The sequence below is a fragment of the Lipingzhangella rawalii genome, from assembly GCF_031628175.1.
GTDB classification, from domain to species: domain Bacteria; phylum Actinomycetota; class Actinomycetes; order Streptosporangiales; family Streptosporangiaceae; genus Lipingzhangella_A; species Lipingzhangella_A rawalii.
The window spans coordinates 548,479-565,414 of record NZ_JAVLVT010000001.1; the positions used below are offsets into that span (position 1 = coordinate 548,479).

At 69.8% G+C, this 16,936-nt stretch carries 13 protein-coding genes; 7 read left to right on the forward strand and 6 right to left on the reverse strand.

The features are described 5' to 3' along the window. Positions 1-184 precede the first annotated feature (184 nt). Positions 185-2,008 carry a hypothetical protein gene (locus RIF23_RS02475; RefSeq protein WP_310910669.1) on the reverse strand — a complete coding sequence of 608 codons (1,824 nt, stop codon included), beginning with the start codon at positions 2,006-2,008 and terminating at the stop codon, positions 185-187. Further along, positions 1,968-3,032: an EamA family transporter gene (locus RIF23_RS02480; protein ID WP_310910670.1), complete on the reverse strand. Its 1,065-nt coding sequence runs from the start codon at positions 3,030-3,032 to the stop codon at positions 1,968-1,970. The genes RIF23_RS02475 and RIF23_RS02480 overlap by 41 nt, the downstream gene beginning before the upstream one ends. 71 nt (positions 3,033-3,103) lie before the next feature. Between RIF23_RS02480 and RIF23_RS02485 the strand changes: the two genes are divergently transcribed. The 5 genes from RIF23_RS02485 to RIF23_RS02505 all read left to right on the forward strand — a co-directional run bounded on the left by RIF23_RS02485 (position 3,104) and on the right by RIF23_RS02505 (position 9,700). Beyond that, on the forward strand, positions 3,104-4,057 hold the full coding sequence (locus RIF23_RS02485) for a LysR substrate-binding domain-containing protein (RefSeq protein WP_310910671.1): 954 nt from the start codon (positions 3,104-3,106) through the stop codon (positions 4,055-4,057). A 207-nt stretch (positions 4,058-4,264) separates the two neighbouring features. Continuing rightward, complete coding sequence (locus RIF23_RS02490; protein WP_310910672.1) at positions 4,265-4,819, forward strand: GNAT family N-acetyltransferase; 555 nt, start codon at positions 4,265-4,267, stop codon at positions 4,817-4,819. 470 nt (positions 4,820-5,289) lie between these two features. After that, complete coding sequence (locus RIF23_RS02495) at positions 5,290-6,072, forward strand: ABC transporter substrate-binding protein (RefSeq protein ID WP_310910673.1); 783 nt, start codon at positions 5,290-5,292, stop codon at positions 6,070-6,072. A 90-nt stretch (positions 6,073-6,162) separates the two neighbouring features. Further along, positions 6,163-7,473 carry a coiled-coil domain-containing protein gene (locus RIF23_RS02500; RefSeq protein WP_310910674.1) on the forward strand — a complete coding sequence of 437 codons (1,311 nt, stop codon included), beginning with the start codon at positions 6,163-6,165 and terminating at the stop codon, positions 7,471-7,473. A gap of 202 nt (positions 7,474-7,675) precedes the next feature. Next, entirely contained in the window at positions 7,676-9,700 is a 2,025-nt protein-coding gene (locus RIF23_RS02505; protein WP_310910675.1) for an FUSC family protein, read from the forward strand. 24 nt (positions 9,701-9,724) lie between these two features. Here RIF23_RS02505 and RIF23_RS02510 read toward each other — a convergent pair whose 3' ends face one another. Then, entirely contained in the window at positions 9,725-10,402 is a 678-nt protein-coding gene (locus tag RIF23_RS02510; protein WP_310910676.1) for a cyclase family protein, read from the reverse strand. A gap of 152 nt (positions 10,403-10,554) precedes the next feature. Here RIF23_RS02510 and RIF23_RS02515 point away from each other — a divergent pair, with 152 nt between their 5' ends. Both RIF23_RS02515 and RIF23_RS02520 read left to right on the forward strand, forming a co-directional pair. Next, entirely contained in the window at positions 10,555-11,253 is a 699-nt protein-coding gene (locus RIF23_RS02515; RefSeq protein WP_310910677.1) for a lysophospholipid acyltransferase family protein, read from the forward strand. 453 nt (positions 11,254-11,706) lie between these two features. After that, positions 11,707-13,374 carry a penicillin-binding transpeptidase domain-containing protein gene (locus tag RIF23_RS02520; protein WP_310910678.1) on the forward strand — a complete coding sequence of 556 codons (1,668 nt, stop codon included), beginning with the start codon at positions 11,707-11,709 and terminating at the stop codon, positions 13,372-13,374. A gap of 291 nt (positions 13,375-13,665) precedes the next feature. Here the strand turns inward: RIF23_RS02520 and RIF23_RS02525 are convergent, their stop codons facing one another. From RIF23_RS02525 to RIF23_RS02535, 3 genes are all read right to left on the reverse strand, one after another. Beyond that, a complete protein-coding gene (locus RIF23_RS02525; protein ID WP_310910679.1) occupies positions 13,666-13,911 on the reverse strand; it encodes a DUF3040 domain-containing protein in 246 nt (81 codons plus the stop codon). Positions 13,912-14,140: 229 nt separating this feature from the next. Further along, positions 14,141-15,832 (reverse strand): glycoside hydrolase family 10 protein, encoded by a 1,692-nt coding sequence (locus tag RIF23_RS02530; RefSeq protein ID WP_310910680.1) that lies wholly within the window; start codon positions 15,830-15,832, stop codon positions 14,141-14,143. Positions 15,833-16,170: 338 nt separating this feature from the next. Then, positions 16,171-16,902 (reverse strand): HAD family hydrolase, encoded by a 732-nt coding sequence (locus tag RIF23_RS02535; RefSeq protein WP_310910681.1) that lies wholly within the window; start codon positions 16,900-16,902, stop codon positions 16,171-16,173. Positions 16,903-16,936 lie beyond the last annotated feature (34 nt).

Genomic DNA, 16,936 nt, shown 5'->3' on the forward strand with positions numbered 1-16,936 from the left:
GTCCTGCCGGCGCGGCGTGAATCGAGGAACTCCCCCGGGAGGACACGGCACCCTGGTTTGCCGATGAGCAGACCCAGGCCGCTGAACCGGTGGCGGTTGTTTTGCTGTGCGTTTGGATTGTAGTAAGGGGCTACACCTCAGCGGTCTTTACAATGTAGATTTCTTTTTGTGGGGGGTGCCTCGATCAGCCGCGTAGCAGGTCGCGGACGTTGACGACGAGGAGCACCAGCACCGCCGCGGCGATGGGCACCATGATCGAGATCTGCCAGTTCCACAGGAACGCCCAGATCAGACCGGCCAGCACACCGGAGACCACTCCCAGTACCGCAAGCACTGCCAGGAACGAGCGCAGTTTGCGGCGCGCCCAGGCGTCGAAGGCAGCGAACAGCACAACCACCCCGATCGCTGTGCTGACGGCGGTACCCGTGGCGAGCTGTTGCGGTCCGGGATAGATCAGCAGGGCGCCGAGGGCGATGATCAGCAGGGGGGTACTCAGTGCCGCCCAGACGTGCAGGAACCGCGTCTGTCGGTGCTGGCCGGAGGCGTAGGGGACGTGCGGAGCGCGCAGGTGGGCGGTGGGAGGGTCGACGATCGGGTCCCCGCGCTCGAGGGCCCGCTGGTGCGCGCCGCGCTCGTCAGCGAGCAGGGCGCGTCTGCGGTAGGTGTCGGCGAGTTCGCGTTCCTGTTCGTCGAGTTGGCGGGTGTAGGCGTTGACCCGGCTGCGCGCCTCGGGGTGCTGGCGTAGGACGGTGCGTGCGCTGGCTTGGCGGCGCAGTTCCGCTCGGCTGGTGTCGATCTGGGTGTCGAGCTCGGCGATCTGGGTGTCGAGCTCGTTCAGCCGTTGTGTGAGGTGTTGGCGGGCGCTGGTCTCGTCGGGGGGTGTCTTGTGCAGTCCCACCCAGGAGAGGGGATCCACCCAGGATCGCCGCGGGGTGCCGTCGCGTTCGTAGCGGGGGCCGCTGGGAGCGCGTTCCCCGTCGAACCAGTCGCCGGTGTCCCGTCCCCACAGGCCGCGGAACCCGATGACCCAGGGGGTTTCCTCACTGATAACGGTCGGTTGCCAGGTGCGGTCGCAGCCGGGGCCGATGTGGGTTCCGTCGCCGCGGGCATAGTCCACGAAGGGGACGCCGATGCCGTGCCGGCCAGTGGGGCTACTTCCGGGGAGGATGCGGTGGGCCAGCCGCCGCCAGGCGCGCACGAGGCCACGCAGGAAGGCGGGGTCCACCTGGATGAGGTAATCCCCCGGCTGCATCTGGTGGGAGTGGGAGCCCGCCCCGGAGTAGACGATGACGTGGTCGCCGCTGCGGTGCAGGTGGGGGTCGTCGAAGCTGCGCCTGAGGTCGTCGCCAACGTATTCGTGCGAGGAAGCCCCCACCCACAGTGGGGTGGTAATGCCGTCCTCGTTCTGGGTCAGATAGACCGTGACCTTTTCCCAGTCGGCCTCGTGGTCGTTGACTCCCCCGAAGGTGGAGCGCCAGTCGTTCATCGCGTAGAAGAACCAGTACTGGCAGACGATGTAGCCGCCTTCGCGGACAACGCGACCGTAGTAGGGGGCGGTGTCGGCGTCGCTGTCGAGGTGTTTCCGGTAGCGGGTGGCGGCGGCCGCCGCCACTCCCCCGGGAACGGCGCCGCGAATGAGTAGGGACAGGCGCATCAGGACGTCGAGGACGCGGCCGAATACGCCGACCGCGGCGAGACGTCCGCTGCGGGGGATGACGGGGCGTACGGTGCGGTGGAAGTGGCGGGCCTCCTCGCGCAGGGACACTTCCTGGACGAAGCGCAGATGCAGATCTTGGCCGGGCCACTCCTGTTCGGCGTCGGCGAGGCGTTCCAGGGTGAGTTCGCCGGCGGGCACGAGCTGTTCTTCGGATCCGCCTGGGAGGTCCCGCCACAGGCTGCAACAGCGCACGTATCCGTCGACATCGGTGGGGAAGAACAGCTCACCTTTGGTGAACGCGAGGATCGGCTCATAGGTCCGCAGCAGTTCGACATCGGTGCTCGTGGTCATAACGGAGTGACCCTAGTCGATCGGGGTGGGCGGCTCCAACGTGGTTAAGGGGTTGAGGGGTGTTCTCCGCGGGTCGGGCCGGAGTGCTGGGGTGGGGTGGGCTCGGCTTGGTGTGGGGGTCCCTGCCGGGCTGGTTGGCGGGTGCTGCGCTGGGGTCGGAACGGGCGGCTCCGATTCCAGCGAGGATGACCAGGGCCAGCCCGGCCAGCTGTCCGGGAACGGGGATCTGGGTGAGGATGATGCCGCCCAGGGTCAGGCTGACCGCGGGTTCGAGGCTGATGAGAGTGCCATAGGTGCCGCTGCGCATGCGTTGCAGCACCTGGAGGTCGATGAGAAACGGCAGCAGGGGGAAGAGCAGTGCGATGCCAAGGGTGGCCAGGATGAGGTTGAGGTCTGCGTGGTGGACGACCTGCGGGGCGCCCAGGGGTGCGCTGGCGAGGCTGGCCACGGCCATGGACAGGGCCAACCCGGGCACGACGCCGATGGTGGTTCCGACGCGCTGCCCCAGCAGGATGTAGAGGGCCAGGCAGCTGGCAGCGGCGAGACCGTATCCGACACCGACCAGGTCGACGGCGCCGCTCCAGGGGCGGGTGAGCAGGGCGACGCCCAGCGCGGCGGCCAGGACCCACACGAGGTCGCGACGGCGGCGGAGGGCCAGCAGGGCCACGGCAAGAGGGCCGAGGAATTCCAGGGCGTTGGCGGTGCCCAGGGGGATGCGGGCTGTGGACTCGGAGAAGCTGAGGGTCATTCCCGCGCTGGCGAGGCCGAGGGCGAGGACCGCGGCCAGATCCCGACGGCTCATCCGGTGCAGGATGGAGCGGAGCTGGTGTGCGGTCAGGGCCAGGAGGAGCAGTGCCGCCCAGCTCAGGCGCAGCCAGGTCACACCGGCGGGACCGACCGGGTCGAAGAGGTGTACCGCGAACGCGCTACCGGTGTGGAGTAGGACCATACCGGCGACGAGGAGCAGCGCTGGTGGGGTGTGGGCGACGATCCGCTGCATGAATACGAGGGGCGATATGGTCATCCCTCCATTTCAGTGCTCCTTTTTGTTGCTGTCCACGAACTGTTAGATCATAAATCATGTAGTTTGAGTGGATGGATGTCACTCGACTGCGGCTGTTGGTGGAGCTGGAGCGCCTTGGGACTATGGCCGCAGTGGCCGAGGTCACAGGTATGAGCACGTCTGCGGTCTCCAAGCATCTGGCGGTACTCGAACGAGAGACGCAGGTCAGGCTGCTGGTCCCGGAGGGACGTCGGGTTCGGCTCACCCCGGCGGGCCAGCGTCTGGTGGAGCACGCGGTGGGGATTCTGGAACGGATCGAGGCAGCCCAGGCCGAACTCCAGGGAGATACGACCCCCACGGGTGTGGTGCGTCTGGTGAGTTTTGTCTCCGCCGCTACGGCGATCGCGCTTCCGGCGATGCGCCAGCTGCGGGTGGATCACCCGGCCGTGGATGTGCGGCTGATCGATCTGGAGCCGGAGCCGGCCCTGGCTGCCCTGTTGTCCGGGACGGCTGACCTCGGGATTGTGTACGAGTACAGTCTCGTTCCCCGCACGGTTCCCGAACGACTCAATCGGACCGTCTTGGGGGACGAACCGCTGTATCTGGCCGAACCGGCCCGCAGCGAGTCTCCGGCGGCCCAGGGACGTCAGGCAACCCGGGCGCGGCTGCGCTCCCTGGCCAAGGCGGCGTGGATCACCAACTCACAGGGCAGTGATGAGGACGAGCTGGTCCAGCGCATCTGCGTAACCGCGGGGTTTACCCCGCTGATTCGGCATCGGCTGGACAATCTCGACCTCCACCTGGATCTGATCGGTGCCGGACTGGGGGTGGGGATCCTGCCGCAGTTGGGACTGCCGGACGGGGGTGAGCCCCCGCCCGAGACGCGCCTCACGCCCCTGGGTGCGCTCGGCGGGGTACGTCGAGTGTTCCTGGTCGCCCGTGGGGGCGAGTGGTCCTGGCCACCGATCCGGACGGTGGCTCGCTGTCTGCGTCAGTCGGCGACCCGGGTGCTGGCCTCTCCGGAGTCCGATTCGTCCGCGCACTGAGGCGTTGTGGTGCAGCGGCTCTCACGCGACACCCAGCAAACATTAAAAATGATAAAAGTTTCCTGAATAGGATCTCGTTCTGCTGTTTACTGGCGCGGCACTGCCGCTGCCCCCACGGCCGCGCATACCATCGAACACATCAGGCAATACACCCGAAGGGATTCGGGTCGGTCGTACTCCTCGTGTGGGACAGGCTGGGGGAAGAAGATGACAATTTCTCCGACGATGAACCCATCGGTGTCCGGGATGCTGAGGTTCCGTTACCTGCGTGCCAGCGAGGTCGACGAGCTCGCCGAGTTGTGGCAGGGGCTGCACCGGCATCACGTTGCCAGCACGCCCCATCTGGACGACCTGATCAGCCCGGTGAACGACGACGAATCGTGGCAGCGTCGTCGCCGCCACTACGCCGCGTGGCTGGCCGAGCCGGACACCCTGGCGATTCTCGCCGAACGCGATGGCACCAAGCTTGGCTACGCCATGGTCACCGTCCAGCAGGATCGGCGAGGATCCTGGAACCGTGGGGAGCGGGTGGCCACGCTCCAGACCCTGACCGTCGCTCCGGAACACCGTCGCCAGGGGGTGGGTTCGGCGCTACTGGAGGAGGTGCGCCGTCAGCTGGGAGCCTCCGGTATCAGCGACCTGGAACTGGCCGCGGTCAGCGGTAACGAGGAAGCGATGAGGTTCTACGAGCGGGAGGGCTTCCGTCCCTTCGTGACCACGATGGTGACACGCCTGGGGCCGGCGGCCGGCCCGCACGACTAGGGCGTGGTTCTGGAGCGCTTTCGGGTCAGGGAGCGGCGCTGCCGCACCGACAGAAACGGCGCCGCGCCCCACTCCCTCGTGTGGCCGACCGATCATGGCTCCCGGTCGGCCACACGAGGGTGTCGGGACGACCCGGTGACTGGCCGGGACACCCATCTCCAGATTTAATTAGGATAGGCTTGCCTCTTACAGTTCTCGGTTTACGGAGAGGTTGGCCGTGCATCACCACCCCCGCTCCCGCCCAGGCGCCCTGCCCCGGGCCGGCGCTACCGCCACCAGTGCCCTTCTCGTCCTCAGCAGCGGCTGCACCGCCGCCAACGACCCGGGTGCGCAGTCCGAGCCATCCGAGACACGCACCATCACCGCCGCCAACGGCGACGTCGAGGTTCCAGCCGACCCCGACGACATCGCCGTGTTGTGGCGCCCCACCCTCGCCGCTGCGACGCAACGGCCATTCCCCCACCGCCGCGTTGGGAGATCCGGGCGCCGAGGACGGCGGCCTCACCCCCTTCCTTCCGCCCGAGGCCACGGACGTGGCCGACGAGGTCACCATCGTGTCCAACTCCCTGGCCGAGGAGGACCTCAACCTCGAGGAGCTGGCCGCCACCACCCCCGATCTCATCCTCGGCGTCGCCACGGAGAACGGCACGCAGGCCGAACGGGTGGACGAGCTCAACGAGATCGCCCCCACGGTGCTCCTGGAGTGGAGCGGGACCGAATCCTGGCGTGATCACCTCACCGAGGTCGCCGAGGTTCTCGACGCTCACGAGCGGGCCGAGCAGGTCACCACCGACTACCGGGACGCCGTAGACGACGCCCGGGAGGCGGTGCGGGACACCATCGGGCCGGCCGAGGACACGCAGGTCTCGCTGGTGCGGCTGCAAAGCGACAGCGAGATCCGCTTCGAGACTCCCGCCTCGTTCCCCGGACAGATCATGGCCGATGTGGGCTTCGACCGGCCCCAGAGCCAGCTCCAGGACCAGGCCGAGGGCGGCACAGACTTCGTGTCCGAAAGCTACGAGAACCTCGAGGACGGTGACGGCGACCTCGTGTTTGTCTTCGCCAGCGGTGGCTACACTGACGCACCCGAGATTTTCGACGACCAGATGTGGGCCCACCTGGACGCCGTGGCCGACGGCCGGCTGTACGCGGTCGATTTCGACCACTGGGGGGCCGCCAGCTATCCGGCGGCACACCGGGTGCTGGACGACCTCACCGCGGCCGTCTCCGGGGAGCTCGATCCCGCAGTGTGAGCCCGCTCCGGCGCGGACGACACCTGCTCCGGGACAGGTCCCGGGCGCGCACGGCGCGCACCGGTGCACTCGGGCGCTAGGCTCGGGCTCGTGTCTGGTTCGGAGTCCGCCACCTGCAACTTTCCCGGCTGTACCCGTACGGTGCCGCAGAAGAACACCCCGGGGCGCCCGCCCGAGTACTGTGATCTTCCCGAACACACCCGCTGGCGTGCCTGGCGCGAACGCCAGCGTTTGAGCCAGGCCGCCTCCGCGCCCCCCACCGGCGAGTCCACATCCGGCGCGGCCGACCCCGCCGCTTGGGCCCCAGACCAGACCGGACACGACCCCCATGGGGTGGGCTCGTCTGGCACGACCCCCGACTCCGCGCCGGTCACCTCTGCGCGGCTGCGCGCCGACGAGTTGCTGACCCGGTTCGCTGTCCAGGCCGAACACCTCACGGCCACCCTGGCCGAGAGCCGCGCTGCCTTCGCCGCGATGACCGACCCCGCGTCCGTGGAGACCCAGGTGGAGGGGGTGCGGGTGGAGGCCGATCGGCGCATTGCCGAGGCCGAGGCCGCGCGGGTTCGGGCCGAGGAGCAGGCGCGGACCGCCGAACAGCGCCGGGTGACTGCCGAGGAGGCGGCCAGCTCCGCGGTGGAGGCCGCCGGGGCGGCGGAACGTATGGCCGACACGGCCCTGGCCGCGCGTGACACTGCCCTGGAGCAGGCTGAGCAGGCACGGGTAGAGCACGGGCGCATGGTCGAGGAGCTGGCCTCGGTGCGGTCCGAACTTCAGGAGACACAGCAGGAGCTGGCCCGGGTCCGCGAGGAGCACCAGGCAGCGCAGCAGCGCCACGTCGAGGAGCTGGCGCGGACCCAGGAACAGGCTCGCCAGGACCAGCAGCGACTCACGACGCAGCTGGAGCAGTTGCGCGCCACCGCCGAACAGGCGCAGACCCGCGCCGATGCGGCCGAGCAGGCCCAGCAGGAGGCCGAGGCGGGCGCTCGCGAGCTGCGTGAGCGCTGCCAGGACTACGAGCAGCGGGTTTCCGAGCTCACCCGGTCCCTGGAACGTGCGCACGAGGAGGAACAACGCCTCCGCGCGGATGGCGAGCAGCAGCGGCAGGCCCACGCCCGGGAGCTGGAGCAGCTCCGGTCGGGATTCGACGAGCGCCTCGCGGCTGTGGCCGAGGCCCGCGATCAGGCCATCGCCCGCGCCGAACGCGCCGAAACCCAAGCCGACCACAGTCTGGCCTGGGCCCGTTCGCTGGTGGACGCGGGGGGTGCCGCCCCCACCGCCGCAGCCCCCGAGACCTGTGCGGACGGAGAGTCGGCTGCCGCGCAGACCAGTGACGATTCCAGTGCGCGCCCCGCACTGACGTCGGACAGCCCCACGGGCTCGGACCACACACGGCCCGAGTAGCGGTCCGGGTGCGGGCTAACCGGGCTCTTCGCCGGGGCCGGGCGCCAATACCATGGGCGGTGTGCGGGAACAGGCTGGTCAGGCGGATGACGCGGGACGGGGGCCGTCCACCGACCGAACAGCGCGGTCGCACGGCTCCAGGCAGCACAGCGACGCGGCTGTGACACAGTCGCCACCCCCGGCGGGGCGGCGGCGGGTTCGAATGCCCGAACGGCCCCGCCCTCGCATCGACCTCCAGGCCGTGTTTGGTCTGGCCTCGGGGGACTGGGACTGGCGGCTGGGGATCCGGGCTGCCGTGGCCATGGGGGTGGCGTTCGCGGTTGCGGCCGCGCTCGTTGAGCCGGCCGCGGGCGTGGTCGCCGCGCTGGGCTCGTTCACCGTGCTGTACGAACGCAGCACCCCCTACGCTCGGCGGGCGGTCACGCTCAGTTGGGTCGCCGTGGGGTTCGTTGTCTGTGTGGCGATCGGTTCGTTGAGCGCCTCCCTCTCGCCCTGGCTGGGGGCCCTGGCGATCGGTGGGGTGGCGGGGCTGGCGACGTGGGTGTGCCAGTCGCTGCGGGTGGACAAGCCCGCCGCGTTCATGTTCATTCTGGTCTGCGCGATCGCCACGATCATGCCGGGCGGGGTGGCTGCACTGCCCACACATGTGGGCTTGGCGGCGCTGGGTGCGGGCGTGGGCTGGGTCACCTCCATGTCCGGGGCCCTAGTGGGGAGCCGCCAGCCCGAGTTCGACGCGGTCAGCCACGCGTTCCGGGAGATCGCGGAGCTTATGCGGGCCGTGGGCACCACGCGGTTCGATCATGCCCAGCATGAGGCTTCGGTTGCGGTGGCCGAAGCCTGGCGGGTCATGCTCCTCGCACAGACCCGCGGCTACCGTGACACTCCGGCCGCGGCGCGGCTGCGCGCCCTGCTGCGGTGGGTGTCTGACATCCATCTCAGCCTCACGGATCTGGCGTTGGCCCGCCACGAGCCGATGCCGGATGAGGTCGCGGCCTTCTGTGAGCAACTCGCCACCGCGGTGGCGCGGCCACAGCTGGCCCCGGCGGGTGAGGACCTGGATGCGTTGCGCCACGGTTTGCGGCCCCGCACGGCCCAGGCGCGGGTCTATAGCGCACTGTCGCGGGCGGCGCAGGTCGCCGGACGGGAGGAGCACGATGCGCAGGGGCCGGGACTGCACCTGCACGACCGTCGGTATCCGCCGGTGTGGGATGCGCTGCGGTCCGGACTGCGTACCGACAATCTGATTCGGCCGACTGCGCTGCGTATGGCCATCACGGTGGCCGCCGCGGGTGTGGTGGGCCTGGCGCTGGACCTGGAACGGTTCTATTGGATCTCACTGACTGCCGCGACCGTGCTCCAGGGCGGCAATGTGGTCCTGACCGCCAACCGCTCCACCCAGCGAAGCCTGGGAACGATCGTTGGGGTGTTCATCGCGGTGGGCATCCTGGCTCAGCATCCCCCACTGTGGGCGGTGATCGCCATTGCCGCCGTGGCGCACGGGCTGGCGCAGGCCACGATGCCGCGCAACTTCCTGTACGCCTCAATTCTGCTGACCCCGATGGCGCTGATCCTGGCCTACACGGCCCAGCCGTACCCGGTGGCCGAGCTGGCCCAGGACCGGGTCGTGGACACCGTTCTGGGGGCCGTCGTCGGGGTGGCCGGGGCGCTGTTGCTGTGGCGCAGCGCCTCGGCGGCACGCCTGCCGCAGGTGATCGACGAGGTTGTGCAGCAGGCACGGACGACCGTCGCCGCGGTCCTCGACCCTGAGGAGCCGATCTCCCCGCGCCGGGCGTACCAGCTACGTCGGGATCTACGGGGCGCGCTGTTGAGTCTGCGCGGGGTGTATGAGAGCGCGATCGGCGACGTTCCGCGCGCACGGGGCACCCAGCCGCTATGGCCGGTGGTGATCGCCACCCAACGGGTGGGATACCTCGCCCTGGCCATGCTCGCGCAGTCCGACCCGCCCCCGGCGTCCTACATCACCCGTCAGCGCGTGGATCTCGCGTTTGCGGAGCTGGCCTCGGCGCTGCGGGAACGACGCAGCCCGCGCCTGGGGGCGTTGCCGCGGTTAACCGACTATCCGCGACTCCAGATGGAGTTGCGGGCGCTGGCACAGTCGATGCGTACCGCTGTGGCGGAGGACGAGCACACCGCTGCGCTGGAACGCCAGCGCCGCGAGCAGCAGGAGCAGCGGCGGGCCCGGGAAGAGCCCGACGCGGACCTGTGAGAGCTGGTGGCTCCGGGCCGGGGCTCAGGTGGTGGCGAGGGTGGCGAATGCCCGCACGGGGAAGGTGCCCATACCGCGTACCTTGGCGGGGACGGCGAAGAACTCAAAGCCCTGCCTTGGCAGCTGGTCGAGCAGGCACAGGTGTTCCACGACCGGGATACCGGCCGCGAGCAGGATGGAGTGGGCGGGGCGTTCCCCTTCGGGGGCCGCGGTGTCGTCGATGTTGACCGCATCGATTCCGACGAGTTGGGCGCCGGCGTCGGCGAGGGCCTGAGCGCCCTGCGCGGTCAGGTAGGGGTGGTCCGCGGATCCGTAGCGCTCGGTACGCCAGTTGCGGTCCCAGCCGGTGCGCAGCAGCACGGCGCGTCCGGCCACGGCGCTGGTGTCGATGTGTTCGGGGGTGAATGCCCGACCCGCGTCGGCCGGGAGGTCGATCACGGTGCCGGGAAGGGCGGCGATGCGATCCAGGGCAACGTCGGCCACGTCGGCGCCGTTGCGGTACCGGTGGGCGGGGGTGTCGAGATAGGTGCCGGTGTTGGCGACCATGGTGATGCGGGCGATCTGGAACTCGGTGCCGGGGGCGTAGGTGGCGTGGGAGTCCTCGAAACTGACGTGGTCGTCGATCACCGGACCGGGCAGGCCCGGATAGGTGGTCATTCCGGCCGAGATCTGGTGGCTGAGGTCCAACAGTTGGGTGGCCACGGCACATTCCCCCGTCTCTGTGTTCGCGCCTGGATGCCTGCGTCACGATAGCGAAGGAGGATACGGCGGGGGGCGGTGGGGCCAGTACCATCGTGGCGGCCCGCCGAAACCGGTGGGCGTGTGGTGCAGTCAGGTGGAGTGAGGGAGTGCAGGTGTCGCTGTACAGTGCGGCGAAGGTTGTGGTGAAGCCGACCACACAGCTGTTGTGGCAACCCCGCGTCGAGGGGGTGCACCACGTGCCCCGGCAGGGACCGGTGATTCTCGCCTCGAACCATCTCTCACTGCTCGACCCGCTGTTCATCGGGGTGGCGGCACCGCGGGAGTGCATCTTTGTGGCCAAGCAGGAGCTGTTTGCCGGCTCCACGCTGCCGCGGCGCACCGTCACCACGGTGCTGCGGGCCTTGGGGCAGCTTCCGGTGGACCGTCGGCCCGGTGCCGGGGCGCGGGCGGCGATGGACTCCAGTCTGAACGTGCTCAACGACCGCCGGGTGCTCGTGGTGTTCCCGGAGGGGAGCCGTTCCCCGGACGGGCGGCTGCACCGGGGGCACACGGGGTTGGCGTGGCTGGCGCTCACGGCGCAGGCACCGGTGGTTCCCGTGGCTCTGGCCGCTACGCAGCACATCCTGCCCGATGGGCGCTTCGTTCCCCGGTTGAACCGGGTGGGGGTGCGGTTTGGCCCGGCGGTGGACCTGAGTGCCTGGGCAGGCCAGGCAGGTCGGGCCCGCGCCCGGCGGGAGGCCACGGACACGATCATGACGGCGATCCAGCGGTTGTCGAATCAGGAGCAGGTGCCGCGCTACGCGGCGTCGGTCAAGGCCGAGGTGGAGGCGGGGGCGGCGACGTCCGGGTGAGGATGGGACCGCGGGCCGGGCGGCGATGTGGGAGTTGCCACGTATCGTGTGCCCAGTTCGGGAACACAAGCCGGGCTGGATGCGTTACAGTCGCTGGTGGCCGGTGTGGTAGCAAGTGTCCCCCGGGCCTCACCTCACGCCTTCGCGGAATACCGCGTCCGTTCGGCCCCGCGGGTCGGGCGTACGGCCTTCGGAGCCGCGTTGTGCCACGCGCCGAGAGGCGACCGCCACACCGGCCACCACCGTCTTCTGTGTCCCCCGCTGCATGTCCCCGGGATCCCGGGGGCGCAGCACGGATCTCTCGGTGGCGGCGCCGCCGCCGCGTAAGGAGTCAGGGTGTCTGACCACCCCGTCTTTTCGGACCAGGCTGGCTCGGGGTCTGCCGTGCCACCACCGCCCCCTCCCCCGTCGGGGGTGAGCGGGCCGTCCCCGCGACGCCGGTGGCGCACGTTGGTGCTGGTTGGCGCGGCACTGGTGCTGGTACTGGCGCTGACCGGTGGTGTTGCCTCGTGGCTGTTGCTGCGTGGGCCGCAGCCGGTGGACACGGCCGTGGCCTACACCGAGGCGTGGGCCGATCAGGACTACGAGGCCATGGGTGATCTGGCCGCGGGCGAGTCCGCGGAACTGGTTGCGGCGCACACCGAGGTGGCCGAGCGGCTGGGGGTGGATGCGGTCCAGGTGGATCTGGGTGATGTTGCCTACGATCCGGAGACCGACACCCGCGCCAGCGCGCCGGTTGGGGTCACCTTGGAGCTCGACCGGGCCGGTGCGTGGAGCTACGACAGTGAACTGCACCTGGAGTTGAGTGCGGATACCTGGCAGGTCGACTTCACGCCCGCGACCATCCACCCGGACCTGTCCGAGGGGATGACGCTGGCTCGAGTCAACGACTGGGAGGAGCGTGGTCACGTTCTGGCCGCCGACGGCACCAGGATCGACTCGGAGCAGGCGTCCGGTTCCCTTCAGTTGCTGAGCGGGTCCGTGGGCGCTGCCGACGCCGAGGAGGCCGAGGAGCTGGGGCCCATCTATGCCGAGGGTGATCCGGTGGGGCTCAGCGGGCTGCAACGCACCTTCCAGGAGGAGCTTGCCGGCAGCCCGGCCACCTCGATTCGGGTGGTTGACGTGGATGCCGAGGATCCCACCGCCGCGGACCTGGCCGAGGATCCCGAAGAGTTTCCGGAGGTGGAGGCGTTCGCCGGCCAGCCGGGGACGGATGTCACCACCACGATCGATGTGGCGGTGCAGCAGGCCGCCGAGCAGACGATCGCCACGGCCGAGGAGCCCAGCGCGTTGGTTGCGGTGCGTCCCGACACCGGGGAGATTCTGGCCTCGGCGAATGCGCCGGCCGGCTATGACCGTGCCGTGGCGGGCCAGTACGCGCCGGGCTCCACGTTCAAGGTGGTGAGCTATGCCGCGCTGCTGGACGCGGGGATGGGGATGGACGCCACCCTGGACTGTCCCGAGACCGCGACGGTGGGCGGCTGGGAGTTCTCCAACGCCGGTGATGCCGCCTATGGGGAACAGAGTGTGACCGAGGCGTTTGCGACGTCCTGTAACACCGCGCTGTTGCAGGAGGTGGAGCAGCGGCTGGACGCCGAGGACCAGCTGGCGGCGGCGCAGCAGTTCGGGTTCAACACCGAGCTGGATATTGGGGTGGCGGCGACCGAACCGCAGTTTCCGGATCCGGACGGGGCGCCCCGGCTGATCGCAGAGAGCATGGGGCAGGGCCAGTTGTTGACGTCCCCCTTGCACATGGCGACGATCCCTGCGGCGGTGTCGGCCGGGCAGTGGCATGCGCCGCGGCTTGTCACCGCTCCGGAGCCCACCGATGTGCCCGAGCCGCGCCCGATCGCGTCCGCCGAGGAGCTGCGTTCGATGATGCGCGCGGTGATCACCGAGGGCACGGCCGAGGATGCCGGTTTCGGGGACGGGGTCTTCGGTAAGACCGGGTCCGCGGAGTACGGCGAGCGTGAGGACGAGGATGACGAGCTCGAGTCCCACGCCTGGTTCGTCGGGTTCGATGAGGGCCACGATATTGCTTTCGCGGTCCTGGTTGAGGGTGGTGGCAGCGGTGGAGGTGTGGCGGCTCCCCTGGGCGCCGACTTCCTGGCCGCGCTGTAGCGCGAGGGCAGCGACAGCCCCGCCGGGTGTGCTGGGCGCGGGGGTGGATGCGGTTCCGGCTGGTCTCCCGAGGGCCAGCGCAGTCCGGCCCCGGGCCTGATTCGGGACGCGGTGACGGTCCGACCGGGCTCAGTCCACGCGGGGATCTGTCCGGGGTGATCGACCTGCCCACGCGCAACCACCAGCGCGCAGCACGGCACCGGCGTGTTCCTGGCGTTGTGTCACCTCACGCGCGCCCAGCGCGGTGCTCGACGCAGTGGCCCACCCCGCAGACATCGCCCAAGCCGCGGCCTAGCCTGCCGGTGCGGAGATCAGCATCAGCACCACCAGCAGTGCCACGATGAGGGCGAGGCCCGCGGCGACACCCGCCCAGACCCAGCGGCGTGTCTGCGCACGCGGGGTGTACTCGTGGGGCAGCTGGCCCTGGGGGTCATCGGCGGTGAACGAGGCCAGCTGCTGCGCCAATGTGGGGTCTTCCTCGCTGAGGCGGTGGGCGATCTCGGAGAGGATCCTCCGCTCGTTCTCTCGGAGCGCCATAGCACCCTCCTGGCGGCGTCGGGGACGGGCGGCGGAGCCGCTGTCGCTGGCACGGTTTTGGGGCGTGCCAGAGGTGTGCCCCAAACGGGATGGGGTTACCCGCGTCGAGCCGGGGAATCTCTCCGGCCGCGTCGATGCGCACCGGTCACCGCTGTGGACCGCGTGTGGGGTCCACCCTCAGACGACGCTACCGCCCCGATCCCCCGCGACACGGGGCCGAGGCCCGGAGTCAGGTCGTGGGTGTGGCACTGGGGCTGGGTGCGCTCTCCACGCGGTAGCGGTCCAGAGTGGTCACCAGGTAGTGGTCATCGGTGTCGGCGGCCGTGTCGGTGTCGTGCACCGTGTGGGTCTCGCCGTCGGTGTCGTCGGGGACGCCGACAATATCCACAATGTGGGCGGCATCCGCCAGGGCGCACAGGTGTTCCTCCGCACCGTCGTCGATGCCTGCGGCGGTGTCGGCATCCACGCGGTAGATGACGAACGTGCGGGTCTCGGCGGGTACGGTCCAGGACAGCTCGACACCGGCGTCGGGGTCGGCGTTGTCGATGGGGGCGGCATCCAGGCGGGTCACCGGCGTCGGTGGCTCGCCGGCGCCGGTGGCGATGGGGGGCAGCGCGGGGTGGGCGTAGTGGGTTTCGGCTAGCTCGTCGGCGGCCTCGGCAGCCTCGGCGGCGAAGGAATCCAGGGAGTAGTAGACGTCGCCGGCGACGGCGTCGTGTTCGGTGTTGAAGTCCAGTTGCCGGCTGAGAGCGTCGTCGCGGTCCCAGCCGTCCTCGCCGACTCGGTAGGCGGCCTGGCCGATGTAGAGGTCGACGTCGGTGTCGGCGACCTCCGCGCTCCACCAGGGCGCCAGTTCTTCGTAGTCGGCGCCGGAGCGTCCCCGTTCCCAGTACAGCTGTGGAATGACGTTGTCGATCCAGCCCTGCTCGATCCAGGTTCGGGTGTCGGCGTGCTGGGCGTCGTAGGACTCCAGGGCCTGGGTGTCGGAGCCGCTGGGGTCGCTGTCGGCGTTGCGCCACACCCCGAACGGCGATACCCCGAACTGCACCCAGGGTTTGGTGTCCTGGATGCGCTCGTGAATATCGGCCATGAGGGTATCGATGTTGGCGCGGCGCCAGGCGGCGCGGTTGTCGTAGTCCTGGCCGTGCTCCTGCCAGCTGGCGTCGTCGTCGAATTCTTCGCCGTCGCCCGGGTAGGGGTAGAAGTAGTCGTCGAAGTGGATCCCGTCGACGTCGTAGCGTTCGACGACGTCGAGGACCACGTCGCTGACCCATTCGCGCGCCTGAGGGTTTCCCGGGTCGAGGTAGCCCTGGTCCTCGTGCTCGATGAGCCATTCCGGGTTGCGCTCGGCGGGGTGGTCGTCGGTCAGTTGATCCAGATCCCCCTCGGCGTGGCCGACTCGGTAGGGGTTGAACCAGGCGTGCAGCTCGATCCCGCGTTCGTGGGCCTCCCGGATGGCGAGTTCGAGGGGGTCATAGCCGGGATCGCCGCCCTGCTCCCCGGTGAGGTACCGCGCCCAGGGTTCCAGCTCGGAGGCGTAGAGCGCGTCGGCCGTGGGCCGCACCTGGAAGTAGACGGCGTTGAGGTTGTAGCGCTCGGCCAGGTCGAGCTGGTCGGCGAGTTCCTCGTGCTGTTCGTCGATACTCAGGCCGGGTTCGGAGGGCCAGTCCAGGTTGCGGACCGTGGTCAGCCAGGCTCCGCGTAGTTGGCGTTTGGGGGTGTCGCCGTCGGTGGTGCAGTCGGTGGGCATCGCGGCGGAGGGCTGCTCGGTGGCGGTGGTGTCGTCGGGGGGTGGTTGGGCCGCGCCGGGTGGGACGGGTGCGGGCTGTGGTTGGCTGGGAGGGTCGGTGGGGGCGGAGACGCATCCGCCGAGCAGGGGCACGAGCAGCAGGGATCCCAGCCATCGGCGTGTCCGTAGCATCGTCCCCTCCCCGAATCGACCATTATGTCCGACACTTCTTTCCAGCTTAGGTGGGGGTGCGGGGTGGGGTGACGGTGCGGGAAGGGCCGGGGTGGTTCTGGCCTGCTGAGCACGGGGATGTTTCGCCCCCGGCTTCGGTGTCGTGCTCCCGCGGGAGCTTTCCCAGCTCCCGCGGCCTGGGGCATCCCCCATCGGCCCGCGTCGCGGCTATCAGCCCGGCGGGGTGCTGTGATTCACAGCGGCCTGGGGTGTCGGAACGGGGTGAGGCGTGGCTGGCCCCATTGCGGTCCGCACCTGCGCCTTCGCTCGTGACCTCCAGGGGCTGCGCGCCCGCACGGTCAGGCGTGCCACTCCTCGACCAGGGCGGGGAGCTCGTCCAGTTCCTGGATCGTGGCATCGGGCTGCCCCTGGGAGTGGCCGCGCTGATCGGCGGGGATGTCGCTGTGCGGAATGTGGACGGCCCGCATGCCCAGGCGCTGCGCGCCCCACACGTCCTCGAACAGCCGATCGCCCACGTAGATACACCGGCGGGGATCGCTGACCTCCACGGCCCGCATCGCGGCGTGGAACGTGTCCGGGTGCGGCTTGTTCCAGGACAGGTCGCTGGTGTAGACGGCACCGTGCAGCAGATCGAGCACACCGTCGCGCTGAAGCCAGTGATCGTGCCAGGCGCGGGGCCAGGGCGTGTTCGAGAGGATGCCGACCCGGATTCCGCGGGCGCGGAGCGCCGCCAGCATGTCCGGGGCCTGCGGGTCGGTGTGGGTGGCGGGAACCCACTGCTCGTGCAGGGTGGCCAGGGCGGCCGGCGTGGGTTCGGTTCCGGCCTGGGCGAAGACCTCGTCGAGAGTGAAGGCGCGATAGTCGGTTTTCGCGCGCTGCCACAGTTCGGCATCGGCGGCGGCGAGTCGTTCGGCCAGCGACGCTGCGTCGGGCCGTGCCCCGTTTCCGGCGGCGCCGTCGCCTTCGGTGACCAGCGTGCGGGCGACCTCGGCCCAGATCGCCGGTACGTCAATCGTGCGCCAGGGAGTGAGGGTGCCACCCCAGTCGAAGAGGACCGCCTCGATCGTCATTGTGGTTCGCTGCCTTTCTGGGTCGCGGCCGCGG